The organism is Priestia sp. YIM B13486, assembly GCF_042787865.1.
GTDB classification, from domain to species: domain Bacteria; phylum Bacillota; class Bacilli; order Bacillales; family Bacillaceae_H; genus Priestia; species Priestia megaterium.
The window spans coordinates 18437-40537 of record NZ_JBHZOZ010000017.1 but is presented as its reverse complement, the minus strand read 5'-3'; the positions used below and the strand labels follow the sequence as shown (position 1 = coordinate 40537).

25 protein-coding genes and 1 riboswitch are annotated in these 22101 nt (G+C 38.6%); of the genes, 15 read left to right on the top strand and 10 right to left on the bottom strand.

Annotated elements, in window-relative coordinates:
- Positions 1 to 10: 10 nt before the first annotated feature.
- Positions 11 to 328 carry a hypothetical protein gene (locus ACFX4G_RS26080; protein ID WP_013082157.1) on the top strand — a complete coding sequence of 106 codons (318 nt, stop codon included), beginning with the start codon at positions 11 to 13 and terminating at the stop codon, positions 326 to 328.
- Positions 329 to 386: 58 nt separating this feature from the next.
- On the opposite strand, the gene ACFX4G_RS26075 is transcribed toward ACFX4G_RS26080, so the two are convergent.
- A complete protein-coding gene (locus ACFX4G_RS26075; RefSeq protein WP_097824061.1) occupies positions 387 to 704 on the bottom strand; it encodes an iron-sulfur cluster biosynthesis family protein in 318 nt (105 codons plus the stop codon).
- Positions 705 to 1216: 512 nt separating this feature from the next.
- On the opposite strand from ACFX4G_RS26075, the gene ACFX4G_RS26070 reads away from it, so the two are divergent.
- From ACFX4G_RS26070 to ACFX4G_RS26055, 4 genes are read left to right on the top strand one after another with little or no spacing between them, the layout of a single operon-like run.
- Complete coding sequence (locus ACFX4G_RS26070) at positions 1217 to 2911, top strand: hypothetical protein (RefSeq protein ID WP_377577921.1); 1695 nt, start codon at positions 1217 to 1219, stop codon at positions 2909 to 2911.
- 14 nt (positions 2912 to 2925) lie between these two features.
- On the top strand, positions 2926 to 4149 hold the full coding sequence (locus tag ACFX4G_RS26065) for an ABC transporter permease (protein WP_318331084.1): 1224 nt from the start codon (positions 2926 to 2928) through the stop codon (positions 4147 to 4149).
- A complete protein-coding gene (locus ACFX4G_RS26060) occupies positions 4146 to 5288 on the top strand; it encodes an ABC transporter permease (protein ID WP_097824058.1) in 1143 nt (380 codons plus the stop codon). Before ACFX4G_RS26065 ends, ACFX4G_RS26060 begins: the two co-directional genes overlap by 4 nt.
- On the top strand, positions 5285 to 5995 hold the full coding sequence (locus ACFX4G_RS26055; RefSeq protein WP_097824057.1) for an ABC transporter ATP-binding protein: 711 nt from the start codon (positions 5285 to 5287) through the stop codon (positions 5993 to 5995). The genes ACFX4G_RS26060 and ACFX4G_RS26055 overlap by 4 nt, the downstream gene beginning before the upstream one ends.
- A 48-nt stretch (positions 5996 to 6043) precedes the next feature.
- Here the strand turns inward: ACFX4G_RS26055 and ACFX4G_RS26050 are convergent, their stop codons facing one another.
- From ACFX4G_RS26050 to ACFX4G_RS26040, 3 genes are all read right to left on the bottom strand, one after another.
- The gene (locus ACFX4G_RS26050; RefSeq protein ID WP_013082163.1) at positions 6044 to 7399 is read right to left on the bottom strand and encodes a hemolysin family protein; all 1356 of its coding nucleotides are present in this window, start codon (positions 7397 to 7399) and stop codon (positions 6044 to 6046) included.
- A 59-nt stretch (positions 7400 to 7458) separates the two neighbouring features.
- Positions 7459 to 7824 (bottom strand): MerR family transcriptional regulator, encoded by a 366-nt coding sequence (locus ACFX4G_RS26045; RefSeq protein ID WP_013055894.1) that lies wholly within the window; start codon positions 7822 to 7824, stop codon positions 7459 to 7461.
- Positions 7825 to 8051: 227 nt separating this feature from the next.
- The gene (locus ACFX4G_RS26040) at positions 8052 to 8252 is read right to left on the bottom strand and encodes a hypothetical protein (protein ID WP_013082164.1); all 201 of its coding nucleotides are present in this window, start codon (positions 8250 to 8252) and stop codon (positions 8052 to 8054) included.
- A gap of 147 nt (positions 8253 to 8399) precedes the next feature.
- On the opposite strand from ACFX4G_RS26040, the gene gloA2 reads away from it, so the two are divergent.
- The 3 genes from gloA2 to ACFX4G_RS26025 all read left to right on the top strand — a co-directional run bounded on the left by gloA2 (position 8400) and on the right by ACFX4G_RS26025 (position 9924).
- Positions 8400 to 8798, top strand: a complete 399-nt coding sequence (gene gloA2 / locus ACFX4G_RS26035; protein ID WP_097824056.1) for an SMU1112c/YaeR family gloxylase I-like metalloprotein — start codon at positions 8400 to 8402, stop codon at positions 8796 to 8798.
- Between the two features lie 5 nt (positions 8799 to 8803).
- Positions 8804 to 9670 carry a gamma-glutamylcyclotransferase family protein gene (locus ACFX4G_RS26030; RefSeq protein WP_043979742.1) on the top strand — a complete coding sequence of 289 codons (867 nt, stop codon included), beginning with the start codon at positions 8804 to 8806 and terminating at the stop codon, positions 9668 to 9670.
- 119 nt (positions 9671 to 9789) lie between these two features.
- Positions 9790 to 9924 (top strand): hypothetical protein, encoded by a 135-nt coding sequence (locus ACFX4G_RS26025; protein WP_255255733.1) that lies wholly within the window; start codon positions 9790 to 9792, stop codon positions 9922 to 9924.
- 72 nt (positions 9925 to 9996) lie between these two features.
- Here ACFX4G_RS26025 and ACFX4G_RS26020 read toward each other — a convergent pair whose 3' ends face one another.
- On the bottom strand, positions 9997 to 10872 hold the full coding sequence (locus ACFX4G_RS26020; RefSeq protein WP_013082167.1) for an aldose 1-epimerase family protein: 876 nt from the start codon (positions 10870 to 10872) through the stop codon (positions 9997 to 9999).
- Positions 10873 to 11013: 141 nt separating this feature from the next.
- On the opposite strand from ACFX4G_RS26020, the gene ACFX4G_RS26015 reads away from it, so the two are divergent.
- Complete coding sequence (locus ACFX4G_RS26015) at positions 11014 to 11460, top strand: YndM family protein (RefSeq protein WP_016763336.1); 447 nt, start codon at positions 11014 to 11016, stop codon at positions 11458 to 11460.
- Positions 11461 to 11496: 36 nt separating this feature from the next.
- Here the strand turns inward: ACFX4G_RS26015 and lepB are convergent, their stop codons facing one another.
- From lepB to ACFX4G_RS26000, 3 genes are all read right to left on the bottom strand, one after another.
- Complete coding sequence (gene lepB, locus ACFX4G_RS26010) at positions 11497 to 12048, bottom strand: signal peptidase I (RefSeq protein WP_097824054.1); 552 nt, start codon at positions 12046 to 12048, stop codon at positions 11497 to 11499.
- A gap of 190 nt (positions 12049 to 12238) precedes the next feature.
- Positions 12239 to 12574, bottom strand: coding sequence for a LapA family protein (locus ACFX4G_RS26005; protein ID WP_014461129.1), 336 nt, complete (start codon positions 12572 to 12574; stop codon positions 12239 to 12241).
- Positions 12575 to 12966: 392 nt separating this feature from the next.
- Positions 12967 to 13305: a YmaF family protein gene (locus ACFX4G_RS26000; RefSeq protein ID WP_013055902.1), complete on the bottom strand. Its 339-nt coding sequence runs from the start codon at positions 13303 to 13305 to the stop codon at positions 12967 to 12969.
- A 253-nt stretch (positions 13306 to 13558) separates the two neighbouring features.
- Between ACFX4G_RS26000 and ACFX4G_RS25995 the strand changes: the two genes are divergently transcribed.
- A complete protein-coding gene (locus tag ACFX4G_RS25995; protein ID WP_377577915.1) occupies positions 13559 to 13966 on the top strand; it encodes a DUF1259 domain-containing protein in 408 nt (135 codons plus the stop codon).
- 212 nt (positions 13967 to 14178) lie between these two features.
- On the opposite strand, the gene ACFX4G_RS25990 is transcribed toward ACFX4G_RS25995, so the two are convergent.
- The gene (locus tag ACFX4G_RS25990; RefSeq protein WP_043979736.1) at positions 14179 to 14931 is read right to left on the bottom strand and encodes a M48 family metallopeptidase; all 753 of its coding nucleotides are present in this window, start codon (positions 14929 to 14931) and stop codon (positions 14179 to 14181) included.
- A 261-nt stretch (positions 14932 to 15192) separates the two neighbouring features.
- Between ACFX4G_RS25990 and ACFX4G_RS25985 the strand changes: the two genes are divergently transcribed.
- From ACFX4G_RS25985 to ACFX4G_RS25965, 5 genes are all read left to right on the top strand, one after another.
- On the top strand, positions 15193 to 16437 hold the full coding sequence (locus ACFX4G_RS25985) for a methyl-accepting chemotaxis protein (RefSeq protein WP_176521254.1): 1245 nt from the start codon (positions 15193 to 15195) through the stop codon (positions 16435 to 16437).
- 534 nt (positions 16438 to 16971) lie between these two features.
- Entirely contained in the window at positions 16972 to 17478 is a 507-nt protein-coding gene (locus ACFX4G_RS25980) for a GNAT family N-acetyltransferase (RefSeq protein ID WP_162213822.1), read from the top strand.
- Between the two features lie 47 nt (positions 17479 to 17525).
- Positions 17526 to 18680, top strand: a complete 1155-nt coding sequence (locus tag ACFX4G_RS25975; RefSeq protein ID WP_097824051.1) for a M20 peptidase aminoacylase family protein — start codon at positions 17526 to 17528, stop codon at positions 18678 to 18680.
- Positions 18681 to 18742: 62 nt separating this feature from the next.
- Positions 18743 to 18844, top strand: a riboswitch (SAM riboswitch).
- A gap of 68 nt (positions 18845 to 18912) precedes the next feature.
- Positions 18913 to 19155, top strand: a complete 243-nt coding sequence (locus ACFX4G_RS25970) for a hypothetical protein (RefSeq protein WP_013082177.1) — start codon at positions 18913 to 18915, stop codon at positions 19153 to 19155.
- A gap of 469 nt (positions 19156 to 19624) precedes the next feature.
- On the top strand, positions 19625 to 21238 hold the full coding sequence (locus ACFX4G_RS25965; RefSeq protein WP_377577911.1) for a M20/M25/M40 family metallo-hydrolase: 1614 nt from the start codon (positions 19625 to 19627) through the stop codon (positions 21236 to 21238).
- Between the two features lie 18 nt (positions 21239 to 21256).
- Here the strand turns inward: ACFX4G_RS25965 and ACFX4G_RS25960 are convergent, their stop codons facing one another.
- The gene (locus tag ACFX4G_RS25960; protein ID WP_097824049.1) at positions 21257 to 22054 is read right to left on the bottom strand and encodes a VOC family protein; all 798 of its coding nucleotides are present in this window, start codon (positions 22052 to 22054) and stop codon (positions 21257 to 21259) included.
- Between the last annotated feature and the right edge of the window lie 47 nt (positions 22055 to 22101).

Genomic DNA, 22101 nt, shown 5'->3' with positions numbered 1-22101 from the left:
AATACTGCTTATGAAAGACAATCAACAGATTACAGCTCTTATTGCTGCACAAGTGGAAAAGTTAGCACGTCAATTTGGCTATGACTTTTTATCTGAAAAACAAGGAAATCAAACGCTTTGTCAAATTCTTCAGCGAGATGAAGACGGATCTATTTTGGCAACGCCGCTTAGTTTTCATTTACATATGAATGAAGACAAAGGGACGGGAGATATTATTTACTACCATGAACAAGGAGAATTTAAGCGTCAGCAGGTGAATGTATATGAAGAAAACAGCCTTGTGAACGTGTTGTTATTTATCCAAGAGCGCTTAAAGGTCAATCGATAGAAGCGAGTTTCCTAACATATGCAAGAAAAAAAGCAGGGAGTTAGCTCCCTGCTTTTTTCTATGAATTGATATAGCGCAATCCTACGCGGTTATTAAAAATTTGGTTGTGATTTTTGAAGATAAAAGCACCTGCTGCGTGATCAATTACCAGCTCATTGTCGTACACTTCTTCCATGTCGTCATCAACAATAAATTCTAAGTCTTCAACCGTTACAACTTTTTCATAGGGTTGAAGGCTGCGCTTTGAGATGATCTTCATTTCATAAATTGTATTAACAATATCGCAGCTTCCTCGATCAAAAGAAAGCTGAATCATTTGATTTTGTTCTACGTTCCGCAACGCTTCTTTTGCAGAAGGAGTGACGCGTATATTCATAATGATATCCTCCTTTTTCTATCCTCAAATTAAATTGTGTAAAATGTATTTAGCAATACTTTACTCGATTTTTATATCACCGGCAAGAAAAAAGCTTTCTTATATTATTTCCCTTTCGAACCAGAACAAAACGCTGCTTTTTTATCATCTTTTCATAAAGGCGTACATAGATATCACCTGTATGTGATTAAAGGAAAAAGAGATCGACTATAGAAAAGTACCGATTCGTAATTCTTAGGTGTAAATGCTTAAAAATAGGAATATATTGTAATAAAATAAGAAGTTAAGTCATTTACCTATTTTAATAGTTATTGAGATAGTTTTGAATAATTGGTTTTATTTTCAATATATTGGGTACTTAAGTAGAGTGCTTTGCACACGATATTGCACCGAAAGACATCGGTTTATCGGACTAATTATTGTCTTATTTTGTCGAAGTAGTAGAATTTATGGAAACCATTCCTTATCATGTACAAAGTGACTAACAAAATACATAGGAGGTTCTGGTGTAGATGAGTGAGAAAGATCAAAACAGAACAACAGACGAAACAGCGGCTTCGCTAGAAACAGCGCCCGCTCCCAAAAAAGCACCGGCTAAATGGATTATCATTTTAGCAGCTTTAATTGTGATTATTGGAGGAGCAATTACATTTGCTACGGTATTTAAAAAATCTCCTAAGCAATTATACTTAATTTCTGAAGTAAATACGTATCAAAAAGCAGCTGATGAATTAGAAACAAAGTACAGTGAAACGATGGCTTATCAGGAAAAAGCGATGAAGCAGCCTTCTGCTACAAATGCTACTATCAAAGGCGGCTTTAACATGGATTCACTTTCGTATGATCCAAGCTTTAAAATGATTCAAGATCTTATCAGTAAAGCTGAAATTAAAATTAAAGTGGAACAAGATCCGAAAAAAAGTGAAGGATACGGTTCACTGGCTCTTAATATCGGCGGTTCAAAAGCGCTTGACCTAGAAGGCTTTCAAACGAAAGAAAGAATAGGCTTTAAAGCCCCGATTCTAGCAAATGAATATTTCTATTTAAACTTAGACGAATATGGACAGGTAGCGCGTACGTTCGATCCTTCTTATTCTGGTCCTGAAACGCTTGATATTAACACAAGCAACGTGAGTTTAGAAGACTTAAAGTTAACGGAAAAAGAAAAGACCTACATTGCAAAAGAGTACGGAACGTTCATTTATGATGAGTTAGACAGCGATTATTTTACAAAAGAAAAAAATGTGGATTATAAAACAAATGGCAAAACGCTTCAGTTAACAAGCGTGACGCTTAACATGTCTGATAAAGAAACAAAACAATTTATGGATAAGCTTATTGCGAAAGTAGCAAAAGATGACAAGCTTCATACCATCTATGCAAATCACGTATCTAAGCTGTTTAAATCTTCGGCAGCAACGAATCCAGAATTAAAAGATATGGCAGATCCAAAAGAATTGAAAAAATCAGTAAAAGAAAGTCTTCAAGACTTCCAAAAAGAAGCAAAAGATACGACTTACCCTGGCGGTGTTAAATCAACTGTGTACGTTCAAGATGATGTTGTGGTAGCTCGAGATATGAACATGGGCGTAAAAAATGCTTCTAACGATAAAGGCAAACTTAACGTAGTAACTAAAAATATTCCGTATGAAGATAACAAAACGGCTAAGCAGTTTAAAGCAGTTTTAGCGGATAGCACTACCGATGATGCGTTTACGTTTGATATGAAAAATAACGTAACAACGGAAAGTGAAAAACGAAAAGAAAACATGTCTATTCATTTGTTAACAAAAGATTCAAAAGATGAAGACACGAATATGACGTTTAAAATGGATTCGGTAATCAATGGTAAAACCGATGCGAAACAAACGGCTGACCGTACTTTCTCTTTAGACTTAGGTGATCAAGAAGATCTAGTAGTAAACGGGGAAGTAAAGCAGAATCAAGCAATAAGTGCTTCAAAAGGAAAAGCAGATTATTCGTTTGATATTCGTACAAAAATAGGACCAAAAGCAGATCCGGCAAACGTTACGTTAAAAATTGACTCTGCTTCTCAATTAAAAAAATCAGCAGCTATTCCAGAGCTTGATGCGTCTAATGCAACAAATGTAAAAGATGTAACGCCTGAAGATATGCTGTCGATTCAAGAAAATTTCGCTAAAAATGTTCAAGGTCTCATGATGAATATGGGAACCGCTGGTTACTAAAAGGTGCAAAGCAGATGAAGATATATTTCTCTTTGACTCTTTTTACATGTAAAGTTCTATTGAAAAATATAAAATCTCTCATACTGCTAATAATGATCCCTGCTCTGTTTTTACTTGGAGCAGGGATCATTATTAGTCAGACCATGCAAGGTGAGGAGAGAGTAAATCGGTTCCCCGTGGCAATTGTGGATAAAGATGACACTGCACAAACGAAGTACGTCATCGAACAGCTGACTGAAGGTAAGCTTCGCAAGATCATGAAGCCTCTTTACACGAATGAACAGAAAGCTAAACAGCTGCTGCAGCAAAATAAAGTGGCAGCCATTGTGACGCTGCCAAAAGGTTTTAGTCACGATATTGCTCATGGGAAAAATCAGCCTTTACACGTCATTGGGAATAGCAATAAGCCGCTTCAGTCACAGCTGTTTCGCTATGTGATGGAAAGTGCAGCCGACTACACATCAGCTGCTCAAAGCGGTATTAATACGGTTGAAGCCTTTTTAGAAAAAGAAAATGTTTCCGATGAAAATAGACGCGCAGAGTTTAAGAAGAGCTTGGTGACGTTTGGGCTTCATGTGTTAGATCGAGGAAGTTTATTTGATGAACAAATAGAAACGAGTTTCTTTCAGCAGGATATGAAGCAATATTATGTCCTGTCTTTTGCTGCTTTGCTGCTTATGATTTGGAGCTACGGCGGATGGCTGCTTGCTAGTGAAACGCAGACTTCTCCCGTGCTGGCTCGAATGAAAACAAGAGGTGTATCGTTTGTCCACATTTATTTAGCACAGCTGACGGCTCTGTATGTTCTTTTGCTACCGGCCTCTGTCGTTTTGTTAGGAAGTCTCCTTAAAGGACTCAAACTGCCTGTAACCGGTACGTACGGAGAGCTTTTTTTAGGGGTAAGCGGAAGCTTGTTTGCTTTTTTATGTTTGTTTTTACTGCTTCGGGTTCTTTTTTTATCACAAAAAGCTTATCAAATAGCTGGTTTGCTGTTTATTTTGCTGAGTGCGATTTTAAGTGGACATGTTGTGCCGGTCGTCTATTTACCGGACTGGGCGAGTGGTTTTCAAAAATGGTCACTCAACACCAGAGTCTTGGAGCTGTTATTTTATGAATTTGATGGATATAACACAAACGAAGCTTTTCTTTACCTTAAGCCTATTCTCATTACGGCAGCGGGAAGTTTTGTTATTGCTGTTTTCTACGTGATGACGCTGCAAAGGCGGTGGAGAAAATGATCAGTGAAAAAATAAAGCAGCTGCTGAAGCGCCCTATGCTTGTTATCATGATTTTCTTTTTACCTTTAATAGGAACGATTATTAGCAGCTCGTTTTTAGCAAAAGTACAAAGTGATTCAAAAATACCTGTTGCTCTTGTCGATCAAGATCACAGCCAAATGTCTAAACAAGTGATCAATCGACTACAGAAAACAACAGAAATTCAGTTTCTTTCTCTGAACGAAGAACAAGCGAGAAAGCAGCTGGCCAAAAATAAAATTGACAGCATTTTTATGTTTCCTAACGGATTTCAACAAGAAGTAGAAGCGGGGAATTATCAAGGAGTCATTGATTTGCTCACGCTGCCTTCTTCCGTTGCCACAGAAGCGGTTCGAGAAGTCGTGGCGAGTGAAGTGACAAGGTTAACGACAAATATTAAAGCGGCAAATGAAGTGCGTTTTTTATATAAAGTTTATAACATTCATGCAGGACCGGATTTATGGAAAGAAGCGTATCGTTATACCGATAACCAGTGGAAGCCAAAGCCGCTGATGACAATTGATTACGAGGCGCAAGGAACGAAGCATACGAAGCAAGGGAGCGCTCAAGTGACCGGATACGTGCCGCTATGGGGATTCTTTACGCTTTTACTTTGCTGCCTCACATCAGATTGGATGATTAAAGAGCGGAGGCACCTTTTCAAACGAATGAAAACGATGCAAAAAGGACTTTACGGTTATATTCGAAGCGTCAGCACTGCTTATGCTGTGCTATACGTGCTTCAAGCTCTCATAAGCTTTGCTCTATTTAAATGGCTTTATGGAGTAGAGTCTTACGGTGTGCTGCTGTATATGTGTATCTATGTGATTGTGTGCGTTGCTTTTAGCACGTGGCTTGCAAGTGAAAGCCAGCGAGTTGGATCTTATTATATGATCAGCGTTGTCATGGTCACAGGACTCAGTATAATAGGAGGGAGCTTTTTCCCGGTAGGAGAGCTTTCTGCAACGATTGAAAGAATAAGTCAGTGGCTTCCGCAGCATCTGCTTCTGTATCAGCATGCACTGCCGCTTACGTTCATTTGGAAAGAGCTAGCTGTTTCCATTGCATGTATATGTTTGTGCGCGTTTAAAATAGTGTGGAATGTGAGGAGCATGAAATGATTGAAATTAACAATGTTAGCAAAACATACGGAAAAAAACGGTCGTTAGCAAATGTTACCCTGAACGTAGAAAGTGGAGAAGTCATTGGTCTTTTAGGACCAAACGGCGCTGGTAAGTCGACGCTTCTGTCTATTTTATCTACCATTACGGCTCCTTCAAGCGGGAATGTCACGATTGGAGGCTTATCGCTTAAGAAAAATCAAAAAGCAATTCGAGAAGTCATTGGCTACGTTCCACAAGACATAGCGCTGTGGGAAGACCTTAGCGTAAAAGAAAACATGAAGATGTGGAGCAAAATGACTTCACGCTCTGTTTCCAATGAACAGCTTCAGTCTCTTTGCTCAGCTGTACAGCTCGAAGGAAGATGGAAGGAAAAAGTGAAAAATTTATCAGGAGGCATGAAGCGAAAACTAAATATAGCCGTTTCACTTATTCATGAACCGTCCGTATTGTTAATGGACGAGCCGACAGTCGGAATTGATTTGCAGTCCAAGCTCGAGATCATTCGTTATATTAAACAGCTGGCGGCAAAAGGAAAGACGATTATCTATATCACCCATGATTTGAATGAAATCTTAGACGTGTGTCATCGGTTTGCTGTCTTAAAGGAAGGAAAGCTGGAATTTGTCGGCACGATGGACCAAGCGAAGGAAAAGACTGGGAAAGAGGCAGAAGAGAACGTTGTGTATAAGCTGCTGCATGATTAAAGTAATAATAAAAAAAAGAGCCGCTTCCTGAAGAAGCGGCTCTTTCTATTATGCTTGTGTAACTTCTTGTTCTGGTGAATGACTTTCAGGCTGCACGCGTTCTTCTTCAGGAAGGGCACGTACTTCTACTTCTTTCATTTGGTGACCGTCCATTTCTTTTGCAATAAACTCGTATCCGAAAAGTTTGAACGATTCGCTTTCCTGGATATCGATATTTTGCATTAGCATCCAGCCGCCAATTGTATCGATATCGTCGTTTTCAATTTCGATATGAAGGACTTCGTTAACTTCTTCAAGCAGTACTTTTGAGTTAAAGACAAAGTGCTGATCGCTGATTTTTTGAACAAGCGGCTTTTCATCTGTATCAAACTCATCTCGAATTTCTCCAACGATTTCTTCTAAAATATCTTCAACGGTAACGATACCAGCCGTACCGCCGTACTCGTCAATCAACACAGCCATATGCGTACGTTTCTTTTGCATCGAGCGCAATAGATCTTGAATCGCTACGGTTTCAATTACTTGAATAATAGGATTCATATAAAGCTTCACGCTTTGCTTTTTTAACGCATCGTTAATTACGACATCGTTTAGAATCTCTTTGACGTTGACTAAGCCGATAATGTTATCTTTGTCTCCGTCAACGGTAACAGGGTAGCGAGTGTAGCGATCTTCTACAGCAAGCTTTAAGAAATCTTCAATGCTGTCGTCTTCAGAAACAGCTGAAATTTCTGTTCTTGGTACCATGATTTCGCGAGCAACACGGTTATCGAATTCGAAAATGTTGTTCACGTACTTATATTCAGACTGGTTAATTTCCCCGCCTTTAAAACTTTCTGATAAAATAATGCGCAGCTCTTCTTCACTGTGCGCAAGCTCATGCTCTGAAGCTGGCTTTAATCCAAACATTCCAGTTAATAAACGGGCAGAACCATTTAGTAACCAAATGAAGGGGAACATAATTTTATAGAATAAAATTAACGGACGAGCAAACAATAACGTAACTGTTTCAGCTTTTTGAATCGCAAATGTTTTTGGCGCTAATTCACCAACGACTACGTGAACAAACGTTACAAGCGCAAATGCGATAATGAATGAAAGAATATGTGTTAAAGATGCAGCAACACCCATTTTTTCAAACAGGGGTTCTACAATCTTCGCAACAGTCGGTTCTCCCAACCAACCGAGTCCTAAAGCAGTAATCGTAATACCAAGCTGACACGCAGATAAATACTCATCTAAGTGTGTCGTCACGGTTTTAACCGCATTCGCTCCTTTTTTTCCTTCAGCAACAAGTTGATCTACCCGTGAACTACGAAGCTTCACAATTGCAAACTCTGAAGCAACGAAAAAAGCAGTGAGTACAATTAAAATCGCAAAAATAATTAAGTTAATGGTTATCAATGAATATACTTACTTTATAATGCTATAAAGTAAGTAAACACCTCCTGTAAATAATAAATTTACGACAGCAGCAGCAGTAAAGAGTGCAAAAGAGTGACGCTTTCTGGTGAGAGCCGATTCATCATTACTTTTCGATCTTCTTCATTCAGCTTTTCCATAAGCGGTGCAACTTCTTTTAAACTGTCGTTTAGTACGTAAAATTTGGATGCCAATTCGTCTTTAGAGTGGCTATTCTCGGATTGCTCTATAGAAAATAGAGAAGAGATCTCTTCAAGAGAACGGCCTTCGCTTTTTAATTTTTCAATTAAGTAAAGACGTTTCAGCGCTTCTTCGTTATAAAAGCGATAGTTAGAAGCAGAGCGTTCTGCTTTTAACAAACCAATGTTGGTATAATAGTCAACCGTGCGTTTCGTTACATGTGCCATCTCTGCAAGTTCGCCAATTTTGTATGTCGCAACCCCATCAGAATACCACCTCCTTTAACTATGTCAACCATCACGTGATGGTTTTTATCTGCGTAACTATTTATCTTTTATCCTATCGTAATTAAGTATACGCGCGTAAGATCAAAAAGTTTCATTTTTTTATTAGCATTCAGTATATCTCAAAATAAGGTAGTTTGACAAAGATTTTATAAAAAAACTCGCTTATATTAAGCGAGTTTTTTAGTAGGATGACGTACGATAATGTGCATGCGTTCATACACATATTGAATACGTTCAGTATAATCTATGAACTCAGGGCTCATTGGAGATAGCTGATCAGCAATACGGTGCATAATAGCAGCTTCTTCTTTTAACGAATCTAAATTTTGAGTTCGGTCAATTCTTGCTTTAAATGTTAACGAAATCATGTTATTCACCTCGTTGTTATGTTACTCGTTATAAGGCGCTATGTCCGTGACTTTTATCACTCTAGTCAAAGGTGATAACGTAATTATTTGATGTTTGCCGGCGTTTTGTGTAGGATGATTAGAAAAGGGTTTTTATGGGAGAATGAAATGAATTTAAAACGAATGCACCACGTAGCCATTATAGGAAGTAATTATGAACGTTCAAAAGCTTTTTATGTAAATGTGTTAGGATGCAAGATTATAGAAGAAACATATAGAAAAGAAAGAGATTCATATAAACTAGATTTAGAAGTAGCTCCTGGCTATCAAATTGAGTTGTTCTCGTTTCCAAATCCGTCACAGCGTCCTTCAAGACCTGAAGCGTGCGGTTTACGCCATTTAGCTTTTGCCGTTGAAAGCGTAGAGGATTCCAAGCGTGAACTAGAGCAGCAAGGGATTGATGTGGAACCTATTAGGGTAGATGAACTAACGGGAAAAAAATTCACTTTTTTTGCTGATCCGGACGGGTTACCGCTAGAGCTTTATGAAGAGAAAGAGGGGGAATAAGGAGTATGTGCAATTATTTATTTGTATACGGAACGCTTCTTGAAGGAGAAGGTAATCACGGATTGCTGCATCATGCGCGCCCTATTGCCAAGCAGGCAAAAACGAAAGGGAAATTATATGACACAAAGCAAGGCTATCCTATGCTTGATATTGACAGTGAACATAGTGTATACGGAGAAGTATATGAAGTGACCGATCAGCTTATGTGGAAGGCTCTTGATGAATTAGAAGGGTATATTCATGAAGGTCATAAAGATAATGAATATGATAAAGTTGTGCAAACGGTTGAAACGGACCAAGGTGAATTTGAAGCCGTTGTGTATGTGGCAAGCGATCGTTCGCTGCTGCACGAATTTATCCCGAGCGGAAACTGGCGCGTGTGGAAAGAAGATTTATTAGAAGGTATGCTGTATTTTGCTTACGGTTCATGTATGGATAACGATCGTTTTATTAAGCACGGGGTGGATCAGCATTTCCAGGACTGTCTCGGCAGAGCGGTTTTTAAAGGCTATACGCTTCGATATAACCACGTTATTCATGACGGAGGACGTGCAGATATGGTGGAAGAAGGCGGAGTCGTTGAAGGCAAACTGTACCGCGTGCCGCCTGAAGCAATTACGTACCTGTATGGCAGAGAAGGCGTAGATAATAATGGCTATCGTCCTGCTATTATTTCTGTCGAGCATGAAGGTAAGATGGTGGATCATGTTCTTACTTTTTTTGTGTTAAATAAAGAAAAAGAAGTCGCACCTCCGGATCATTATTCGACTGAAATTATTCGAGGGGCAACAGGTGTACTCAGCGAAGAATATGTTCAGAAGCTAATAGAACAAGTCCATGCGCTAAAAAATAGCGATGTTGTAAATAACTAATGTAAAAAGAAGCAGGAACAAAAATAGTTTAGTTGAAGAAAGCTCCGAACGAGTAATCGTTCGGAGCTTTTTATTGTTATGGTGAACGCAGGCTTAATCTATTTAACTGCTTCTAGCTGTTGATTGGAGGGCAAGGCGAAGACTCCTGCGGGAAAAGCGGAATAGGTGAGACCCCGCAGGAGCGTAAGCGACGAAGAGGCTCAACAGCCGCCCGCGGAAAGCGAAGTCTTGCACGGAAATCCACAGCGGTGTAACAAGCAGTCCAGCTCATGTATCCCATTTGTTCGTCTTAAGATTGGATGGATTTTGTTATGTTATATGTTGCATCAGCTAAATGAAACGGAGAATTCTGTTTGAAATACACCGTCTTTTGATAAACGGTTGATGCCTAATTTTTCTTTGAAATTTCCGTTGTGATCATGCGTATCTGCAATTCCAAACCAAGGTTCGATACAGAGAAAAGGAGCGATTGTATGATTTTCTGCATCATACTTTGACCAAATACCGACATACGGGAAATCATTAAACTGAACGTTAATTTGATTTTCATTAACCGGCGATTTAATCGTAATTCCGTCAATATGACTAAAAATTAACGCATCATTTGCAAATAAATCTGCGCTTAGCGGCAGCTGATGCAAATTTTCTGCAGCTCCTTTTTCATGAATAAGAGCGTCTTTTAATATAAATTCCTTCGGCGTAGTTTCAGAAGGCTCTATTTCTAAAAAGTAATCAGAAATCTGCTCGTTTTCACGTAACGGAATACGAAAAGCAGGGTGGGCTCCAATTGAAAAATACATATCGTCTTTATCTTCGTTCACTACTTTCCACTGAAAAGTTAATCGGTTATTTTCCAGACGGTAGCTGATTTCAACTGAACATTCAAACGGATATACGTCTTTAAAGCGGCCGTTTGTAGCAAATTGCAGCCGTGCCGTTTCGTTTGTTTGTTCGATCACGCTGAAAGCAGAATCACGTAAAAAACCGTGCTGTGGCAAAGAGTATTCGCGCTGATCAACGGTATACTGATCATTTTTTAATCGGCCTACGATTGGAAACAATACGGGGGATACTCGTCCCCAATAAGCGGGGTCTCCGCTCCACATGAACTGCAGGTCTTTTTCTTTATGAAATACTTCTACAACTTCCGCTCCTTTTTCTTGAATACTTACTTTCATTTTGCTATTTTCTAGTACAATCATTACAACATCTCCCAAATCATTCTTGTACGCTCGAGCAGCCTCAAACGTACTGGCTTTGCCTATATTATACCCTTCTTGGCAAAAAAGGTATTAATTTCCCTATTTTTGTTCAAATTAATATAGAAAAAGGAGGGTTCAAATATGAATCATGCAACATTATTGCTCATTAAATTTGCAGCGGCACTTATTGCGTTTGGTATAGGCCTTGATTTGTTTTTTGATGCAACCATCGGAGACATTATTTCCTTTAGCTTGCTAACGACAGTTGTGACATATTTAGTAGTGGATCGAATTGTACTGCCTCGAGTGGGCAACCGTGATGCCATTATTGTTGAATTTGTTCTAACCTATATGAGCGTATGGATTTTTGGAACATTGTTATTAGACAGCTACGTTCAAATTGCTTGGGGAAGTATTATTTCTGCAGCTATTATTACATTTGCCGAGGTTTTTGTTCACCGCTACTTATTCAACCATATTGAAACGAAACATACAGCGAGAACGCGTCCCGCTTTTAAGCGAAAACTAGCGTATGACACAGAATTTGCAGAAGAACAGCATGTAGAAAACAAGGAAAATCCAAAATAAAAAGAAAGCTCACTTTTGAGCTTTCTTCTTTATGTGTTAATGCATAAAAGTTATTTCCTTTAAAGGCCAGTATTTCATATTGACTTCTCCCATGATCGAAGAAATCGGAGTGAGGCCAAAATGTCTGCCATCTCGGCTAATGCGTCTGTTGTCACCAAGAACTAATACGTATCCATCGGGTATCGTGCCGTCTTGAGACAGTTCGTACGTGGAAAAATTTTCAGTAAATCGCTCGTAAGCGGGCACTTTGGATAAATATTTATGAAGATGCGGTTCTTTTTTGACTTTGTTATTTATATACAGAACATCATCTTTGTATTCGACCGTTTCTCCTGGTAAGCCGACGATGCGCTTTACTAGAAAATCACTGCTATAGGGAGCTTGCAAAACGACAATGTCAAAGCGCTCCAGCTTGCTGTGTTTGTTAATAATAATTCGATTGCCTTCGTGCAAAATAGGCTTCATAGAATCGCCTTTTACAGTGTAGGGCTGAAACCAATAGTGCTGAACGACAACAGAAAGCAAAACGGTGCCGAGGATGACGCTTATGTATGTAAGAATTTCACGCTTTATTTTTTTATTGACCATAATGGATGAACACCTTCTTAACGGTAAGACTGTCAATTTAAGTTTTTCATAGAGATATAACAGTGTTGATTGTACCATTCAGAACTAAAGTTTTCCATATCTATCTGTTTATGCGTGTATGCCAAAAATATGCATGAGGGAACAAAAAATGAAAAGAGCCGTTATTCTAGGGAATAACGGCTCTTCTTTATTATAACTGAGCGCGCTCAGTTCGAGTAGCTGGTTGATTTGGTTCTTCTTCCACAACAGGCTCAACAGGCTTATGCTGCTTGATTTCTTCTTCCAGCTCAGCAATTCGCTTGTTTTTCTGTTTCACTTGTCCTCTTAGTTGAACAATTTTTACAAAGCTCAATGAAGCAGCAACAACTCCTCCAAACACGGCTGTTGTTAAGATAATTAAAATAAGAGGCCATTTTTGTGAACCAAATACATAGTTGAATTGTACAGGATCGTTGTTAATTACAGCTAAAACAGCAATGATAAGAGCAAATATAAGTCCTAAAATAAAAAAGCTCTGTCCTTTCATAAGCTGCACTTCCTTTCTTTACAGGGTCATTACAACTTTTATAGCGTAACCACTCATCTTAAGTGTTTGCTATCTTGCTTATAGGTATACGTATCCACATTTAAACAAAATCAAACATTTTCTTGATTATATATATCTTTCTTTTAAAACACAATATATCGATTGGTGTAGAAACTTTGACATGTCCAAAGACCTGGTATGTCGAACTTTTGGAATAAAGAGCTCGCGTATCCTTTTTTGCTTAAGCAGAGGGAGAGACTGGCATTTAACTCATATATGCACAAAGAGACCTTTATCTATTAAAGGTCTCACTGTTAATAAAGGGGTATAAACACAAGATGAAAATCAGTCCAGAAGCTGAGACTTTGGCTTAATTGCATTAAACTATTTCATTATCTATCGCCCGGAGCAGGATGGTCTACACCTTTGACATGATGCCGATGCTGGTTGTCTTCACTGGTATAAAAGTCATAATAGTGAACATGCATACCGTTGCCAATGGGAATAGCGGGACCAGAGTAGGCTTTGTAATGATGTGTATGTCCGTCTTCAAAAACAACATAGCCTTCTGTATAGTGAATGTGGCTTCCATCCTCGCTTTGAATTGGAGGAGACGTTACATCGAGGCACTGATGGACATGTCCTGACGCAACAGAAGTGTAGTCCACTGAGCCATGATTATGATGAGGAACAAACCCTGAAATAAAATCATCTTTGCCTATTTTTTTCATTTTACTTCCCCCTATAAATTCAATTTTAAAAAACTGTTTAAGTAAATTTTTTAAATGGACATTTGAATTTCTCTGTTTAGTTAAATTCAAAAATACATGCTATTGATATGAACAAAGAAAAATAAATATGACTTTTGATAATGAGGATTTATAAAATGGGTAGTTTTCCTGTGTGTTTGCCGTTTCTACTTGATAACTTTCACATATATTTATTAAGGTAGGACAAGTTATTACAAGAGAGGAAGTCAGCATAATGAGTTGGGAAAATAAAAAGAGTCTATGTCAGGAGTTTGCGAGAATTCTAGGTGGACAAGGCAGTTTAGATGAAAATGGCGTTTGTTTGGTACAAAAATTTCGGACGATTCGTTTTAAAATTTTAGGGCGTCCAACACGCTCTCCGTTAGTTACTCCTCAATTTTTTACTTTTGAAGATTTAGATAGCAAGGGAAGAGCGCTAAATCTAGGTGAAACCGTGCTTTTGCAAGAAGAGGTAAATCCATTATTAACGGAGCTTAGAAAAAGAGATATTAAGGTTACGGCCGTTCACAACCATTGGCTATTTGAAGAGCCGAGAGCAATGTATGTGCATTTTGAATCCGTAGAACCACCGTTAGATTTTGCACGAAAAGTAAGAGAAGCGTTTAAAGTATTAAAAGGATAGAAAGCAGTTTTTTATAGAATCAGTTTATTCTTACTTACTGCTTTTAAAATTAGATTAATAAAACTTTAAATATGTATATTATATATTGGTTTATAAACTGCGCTTGAATGAACCTATCAGGTTAACTAATTTTTGAGCAGTGAGATTATTCGGGTACTTCTATCCAAATAAAAAAAGCACGCGTTCGCCGCGTGCTTTTTTTATGTATAAACTTAAAATGCGTTTAGGGTGTTATCGCTTAACCACTGTTTGCGTTCAGCTGCATCTTCGAATAACTCATCTGCATTTGTAAATTGAGAAGCAATGACATATTCAATTGTTGCAAGAGGAGCTGTTAGCAAACGCCAGTTTAATACGATTGTATTATCTTGAGTCGTAGCGTATTCTTCACCTAACTCGTCCCACTTAACAGATTCAGGAGCATTGTCTGCAGTTTTTTTAACAGATTTCAAAGCTTCTTGGAATTTTTCACCTGCGCGGCCTTGGTACCATTCTGTTAATAGTTGTCCAATACCTTCATTTGTTTGCTGCTCGTTCCAGCTTTCAGGTACTGTAGCAATGAATTTTGCACGGAATGTCATTTCAGCCTTTGCTACATCTCCACGAACGATGTTTAAGCGGTATTGACGTCCTAGGTAAGGGAATTTGTCTCCCTCTTCAAAAGAACCAGTTTTAGCTGCAGAAGCTGCTGCTTTAGGAGCCTCTTTTTTAGCTGTTTCTTTTTTTACTGCTTCTTTCTTTGGAGCAGCTGGCTTTTCCTCAGCTGGCTGTGAACCGTTTAGTTGTTTTAAAATCCATGTTGCTTTGCGTGCGATGATTGAACGCACATTGTTTTCATTAAGACCTCTTGGGATAATAACTTTTACCCCTTCTTTGTCACAAATTTGCACCGTGATATCGGTTCTATTTGGAACGACTTCAATTTTGTAGTCAATTGTTTGATTGCCTGTTTGATACGTATACATAAAATTTTTCGTACTCCTTTCTACAAATCTTCATTTTATAAGCAAAGGTAGAGTTTGGTCAAATGAAAGAATAATCAGACAGTTATCAACTGCTGTTGCAGCGCCTTGCAGAATGAAATGTATTCCAATATTTAGTGGAAAAGCGCCAATAATAATTGTTTCAATTCTTCTTTAGTTTTTACAAAAAAATATAAAAATATGCCGATACTACTAATATAGATTAGACATTCTATGTCTTTAGATTGTATAGGGGATGAAAAAATGAAAAAAGCTTTTCAAAGTTTACGCATGAAAATGCTATGTATGATTGCAGCCATGATGGCCATAACATCTACTGTAATTGAAGTAACAAATTATTATCTTATTGTGAAACAAGAGCAAGCAGCTTCGATTACGCTAGTGATTACATTTCTGTTTGTTTCTTTTACAACTACCGTGTTCTATTTTATCATACGTCGCTACATAATTGCGGTTGAAAATTTGTCAAAAACAATGAAAGGGATTTCAAACGGTGATTTATCTGTAGATCTTGCTCCTTTGAAAGGGAAAAATGAGATTAGTACACTCATATCTTCATTTAATGAAATGATGATTCACATGAGAATGCTGCGTCAGAAAATAAGTAAAACAAAGAGCACGGTCAGTCATTCCTCAGAGCAACTGTTTGCAAGCATGGAGGAAACAAAAACAGCTGTGACAGAAGTTACGATGTCGATTCAAGAAATTGCTGCGGGTTCTGATAAGCAGTTGCTAAATGTGGTTGAAACCGAGCAAGCTATGGTGGATATGGCCAAGCTCCTTCAGAAAATGACTGATCATTCTTCAAGGGTACAGCAATCGATGAACAGAGCCTCTGAACATGCTTCCACTGGAAATGTTTCGGTGAAAGAGGTGACGAACCAAATGAATAAAATCTATGAATCAGTTAAGATATCCACTAGTGAAGTAAAGGGACTCGAAGATCGTTCTACAGAGATTGGACGAATTATTGACACGATTACAAGAATTGCTGAACAAACAAATCTTCTTGCACTTAATGCTGCTATTGAAGCTGCAAGAGCTGGGGAACATGGAAAAGGTTTTGCTGTAGTAGCAGGAGAAGTACGTAAGCTAGCGGAAGAATCTAAAACGTCCGCTATACAAATCAGTCATCTGTTAAAAGAAATTGAAGCGCAGGCAAAGCAGGCTTATCAAAACATGGAAGTCAATACAGAAGAAGTCACACTTGGTATTGCCACTGTCGAAGATGTAAATGAACAATTTTCCACAATCATGGAAGATGTTTTTGCTGCTCAAGAACAAATGAACAAAATGACAAAGGCAACAGGAGAGATTGATGGGTATTCGTTCAAGGTAATGGAGTCTGTCATGGGCCTTTCAGAGGTTGCTAAACAAGCAGCTGCTTATGCTGAAGAAGTAGCTGCGGCTTCACAGGAGGAGTTAGCATCTATAGAAGAACTTGTGGTGTTGGCAGCTACTTTAAAAGCTACGGTAAGTGAATCCTGAAGTTGATCTTGGTATATACGTAATGAGGCTGTGAAAAAAGTATTTTCGTTGCAGGAAGATCCGAACGATGAATGGAGATTCTTGATAGAGAATCCAACTTCGTTCAGATCTTTTCATGGTTATGTTGGACGTAGGTTTCATGTATGTAGGTGCTTCTAGCTACTGGTTGGAGGGCAAGATGAAGACTTCTGGGGGAAAAGGAAAAGGGGAAGAGGTGAGCCACCCAGGAGCATAAGTGACGAGGAGGCTTAGCTGCCGCCTGCGGAAAGCGAAGGTTTGCACAGAAATCGACAGCGGTGTAACAAACAGTCCAGCTCATGTATCCCATTTCTTCATCGTCAGCTTGGAGTGATTTAGTTATGTCTCAATCTCTTTTGTTTTATTTATACCCTTTATAGAAAACGATAAATAGAATTGACACGTTATAAAAGCAGTTGTATAGTGAGTACGCAAGGCGGCAGTCTGTCTTTTTTAATTCTTAGTAAACTTATAAGTTAAATAAAATATTTAAGCACTACATAAGGAGACGAAGAGATGAAAAATGAATTCCGTTTGGCAACAAATGACGACGCAGATAACTTATTGAACTTAACTCTACAAGCATATAAGCCTATTCGAGAGCTAGGCATTCCTTTCTTAGCAGCTACTGCTGATCTTGCCCTCGTTAAGAAAAATATTTCTCAAAACCTTTGCTATGTATATGAAGAAGATAAAAGAATCGCTGCAACTGTGTCTATACGAATGCCTTGGGGAGAACATCCAGGTCCGTTTGCTGTTCCGCATCTTTGGTGGTTTGCAGTAGACCCGTCGTTTGCCAGGAAAGGCGTTGGATCTAAGCTGCTGCATCTAGTAGAGGAAGAGATAATAAAAAATATGTTTAAATCACCAGGTGTGTCTTTAGGAACAGCAAAAGAACATCCTTGGTTAGTTGAGATGTATGAACGAAAAGGATATGTTCAAGCTAAAGAAAAGCGCCTTGCAGAAGGTTATACGACCGTATTTCTTTATAAAAAATTCAATAAGGTACACTCTTTGTCGTAAAAGATAGAGAAGTGATCCAAATTAAGAAATGTGAAAGAGTGATAAATATGACAGACCAATTACTACTAAATGAGTTAATAGACATACGCCGTGAGCTGCACCGGTTTCCAGAGCTTTCAATGAAAGAATATGAAACAACTAAACGTATTAAAAAGTGGTTAAAGCACTATGATATTTCTATAGCGGATGCATTCCAATTAGACGTAGGGACAGTAGCAGAAATTGTAGGAGGAAAGCCGGGACCTACTATCGCTATTCGAGCTGATATTGATGCGCTGCCAATTGAAGAAAAAACCAATCTGCCATTTGCTTCTGAAGTGAACGGTGTTATGCACGCGTGCGGCCATGATTTTCATACGGCTTCTATAATCGGAGCAGCTATCCTTCTTAAAGAGCGTCAGCAGGAGCTTTGCGGTACGATTCGATTTATCTTTCAGCCAGCCGAAGAAACGGCTTCAGGGGCAAAAATGCTAGTTGAAAAAGGTGTGCTCGAAGGAGTGGAAGCGATATTTGGGATGCATAACAAACCGGATCTTCCTGTAGGAACCATTGGTATCAAACCGGGACCTTTAATGGCAAGCGTTGATCGTTTTGAAATTGACGTCAAAGGAGTAGGAGGTCACGCGGGTATTCCTGAAAAAACAATAGATCCGATTGCTGCTGCTGGTCAAATTGTTACTAGTTTACAAACCATTGTCAGCCGTAATCTCAGCCCCTTTCAAAATGTTGTTGTCAGCATAACTCAAATCCACGGAGGGAGCTCGTGGAACGTCATTCCTGACAAAGTAACGCTTGAAGGAACGGTGCGTACCTTTCAAGAAGAAGCGAGAGAAAAAATACCGGCTCTTATGAAACGAACTGCTGAAGGGATTGGCGCAGCTTTCGGGGCTTCAGTAGACGTTAAATGGTATCCATATCTTCCTGTAGTCAACAATGATGATAAGCTGGAAAAACTGGCTATTAAAGCGGCAGAGGATCTTAGTTATCAAGTCGTAGAAGCTGAACAATCGCCTGGAGGAGAAGATTTTGCCGTATATCAGCAGCATGTACCAGGATTTTTTGTATGGATGGGTACAGCTGGAGAATATGAATGGCACCATCCTTCTTTTTCATTAAATGAAGAGGCATTACTTGTAGCAGCTTCTTATTTTGCTAATCTAAGCTTTCATTTTTTGAATTCATTCCATTACCGAAAAAATTAAAATATTTTTATTTTTCTATTTACGCGGATGGAATTGTTTGATAAAATAAATTTTAAATTAAAAAGTTATCACGAGTGGACGAGAGATCTGGCTCTTTGACTCCACAGCAACCTACGAATGTAAGGTGCTCCTACCAGCAAAGCATGTGCTTTGGGTGATAAAACGGGTGAAAAACTCATTTTGCATCAAAGCAAAATGAGTTTTTTTTATTTTTCTAAAAGGAGAGGGTTTTATGAGTCATACAGCAGTTGCAGCACATACAGGAGAGAAAGCATTAAAGGAAGCAGTGAAATTATTAGGAAAGCATTATCAAGTAGCTTATCGTGAGTTAGAAACATTTTATGAAATTGTGGTCGAAAACCATGTTCGTACATATGCTGTAGGCATAGATATTAAAGATATACAAAAAGCAAATGAACTAGAAATTTATTCATCATGCTGTTCCAAGCTTGAGCGAGTAGGCTGTCTTTTATAGAAGAAGTCTGCTCGCGCCTCTATTTTTTAAGTGTTTTTAAATAGAAAGCATGGTTTTTGACAAGCAAAGAATCTGGTGGGTATAATCAATACTCACTAGGTTTTAAAATTAATCATAAATTGTCGAAATTTTTACACAAATTAAAGGTTACATTCGAAATGAATTGTGGTATGTTATAAAACAAGAATATTTTATGAAAGGAGCATTGAAATGGAAATGTCTCTTGAACACGGAAACGATGCAGGAAGCGAACAGCTTATTGATCGTATCCTAGATTTTTTAGAAGATGACCAAAAGTAAAAAAAGAGTGTGCGGTGCTATCCCTAGCCGCGCACTCTTTTTTTATCATGTGCATAAAGGCAGCGCCATACTATGATACATAGGGATAGAATGAAAGGGTCTCTGTCAAAGGGATTGACGAATGGTTTTGTTTGATAGAAAATTTAGAAAAAGGAAAGAGATGAAGGGTATGTCGAACAAAACATCTTTGTATCAAACAAAAGAACAGTTAAAAAAACTTGTAAGCGAATTGGTTTCTATACCTAGCGTGACAGGAACGATGGCAGAAGTGGAAATGGCTGAATCGATAGCGTCGTATTTATTGAAGCTGCCTTACTTTCAAAAAAACGAGCAAGTCGAGCTTCATTCAACAGGAGACGGGCGATCGATTGTCACAGCTTTTGTTCAAGGGAAAAATACGAATAAAACAGTTGTACTAGTAAGTCATTACGATGTAGTGGATGTACAAGATTATGGACAGTGGAAAAAGGATGCTTTTCACGCTGATACATTAACGAGTACTTTTTATAACCATATGGAACAAGTTCCGGCGCACGTACAAAAAGATATGATAAAAGGAGACTGGCTTTTTGGCCGAGGAACGATGGACATGAAAGCAGGCATTGCCTTGCATATCAGTATGGTTGAACGAGCATGCAACGGAGAGTTTGACGGAAACATCCTGCTGCTGTCGGTACCGGATGAAGAAGTAAATTCGCTTGGGATGAGAAAAGCAGTGCCTGTTCTTTTAGAACTTGCCCGCAAACATCAGCTGGATTTTTCTCTCATGCTAAATGCAGAACCGGTGTTCAGCCGCTATCCTGGAGATCAAACGAACTATGTGTACTCAGGATCGATTGGAAAAATCATGCCAAGCTTTTTGTGTTATGGAAAAGAAACTCATGTAGGGGAACCGCTAGCTGGTTTAAATGCTAATTTACTAGCTTCTTATTTAACAAAAGAAATAGAATTAAACGTTGATTTTTGCGAAAAAGTAAGAGATGAAACGAGTCCACCTCCTACGGTGCTGATACAAAAAGATTTAAAAGAAGAGTATTCAGTTCAAGTTCCGCACTCTGCCGTTGTATTATTTAATTTATTTATGTTAAACCGCTCTCTTAAAGAAGTAACAGATCTGCTGTTGAAATCGGCTGACAAAGCGGCTTTGAATGTAAAAAAACATTATAATAAAGCCGCTAGGCAGTACGCTGAGGGAATGAAGGGTTCATCTCTTGACGTGAACGTATGGACGTATGAAGAACTTTATACTCATGCAGTCAAACAGCACGGCGAAAAATATGTGCACGAAATGGAAGCAGCACTTTTGGCACAAGAGGAGGATGACAGAAATAAAACCATTAAATTAGTAAACTCTTTAGCTGGTTTATGTAAAGAAGCAGCTCCGATGATGGTCTTATTTTTTACGCCGCCTTTTTATCCGGCCGTTTGTTCACATGATGATCCGTTTGTACAAGAGATTTTGTCAAACGTACAGGCAACTGCCAAAGAGCAATTCCAATTGGAGCTAGTTGAACAAAGCTATTTTGGCGGAATTTCGGATTTAAGCTATGCCAGCCTGCAGCATCCGCTTCATACATTTAACACGTTAGTAGCCAATATGCCCCTATGGAATAAAGGGTATCATATCCCGTTAGAAGAGCTAGAGGAGCTGAAGATGCCGGTGCTGAACATTGGACCGCTGGGAAGAGATGCGCATCAATGGACCGAAAGATTAGACGTTCAGTATTCCTTTGAAATTTTGCCTCATTTCATTTATCAAGCTATAAAAGAAGCACACAAATAAACATCCGTCCGCGGATGTTTATTTGTTGAATTTAAAAAAAGCTCCTTGTACGGTAATTTGTTGCGGTGTTAGAGCGTGATCCAATTCAACCAAAAATGGACGTTCTCCAACTTTTTTTAATGTATCATGGACAACACCTTGTGTTCCGCTGCAAAAAATAAGGTTTCCTCCATTGACATATAGTTTTTGACAACGTGCATCAAGTAAAGAGTCTTTGTAGCTTTCGCCAGACTGAACGTCCAGCAGTTTCGTCCACTTGCTGATGGATTCTTCGAGGTTATGTACAGCACAGTAAATATTTTTTAGCTGCAGCTGACCAGCTTGGTGGGAAGAAAGATCCGCTAGCTTTGGCTTGCGTTTTTCTTCTGGTTCACCCCATTCAATAAAAAAAGGAAGAGGCAGGGAATCGTGGTCAGCTTCAATAAAACACATTTTCCATTGAAGTCTTTCTCCATCATTGGTTTGGCGAGAACCCGCTACAGGACCTTTTACAGTGACGTTCTTGCTTTCCAGCTCTTTTATCAGCAAATCCATATCATCTGTACGAAGTGCAAATCGGCCAAAATGACCAAGCGGTGTATGTTCGTTAACAAGCTGCTGAATAAGGTCATTATCTGTAACGTTTTGAGCTAACGCGATATCTCTAAGCCCAAGCCATTCAATATAGCTGAGGTTAAAATAAGCCAACGTGTTAAAAGTGCCCCATTTTTCATGGATGCCGCCTTTAATGACATTTATTCCATATTCGTTTAGTTCTTTCTGAGCTTTAATAGGATCAGGTGAAAAATGAACAAGATGATCAAAAGATAAGTGCATGGATAGGCCTCCTTTAAAGAGAGATTCTTTCCCATTATTATACGTTG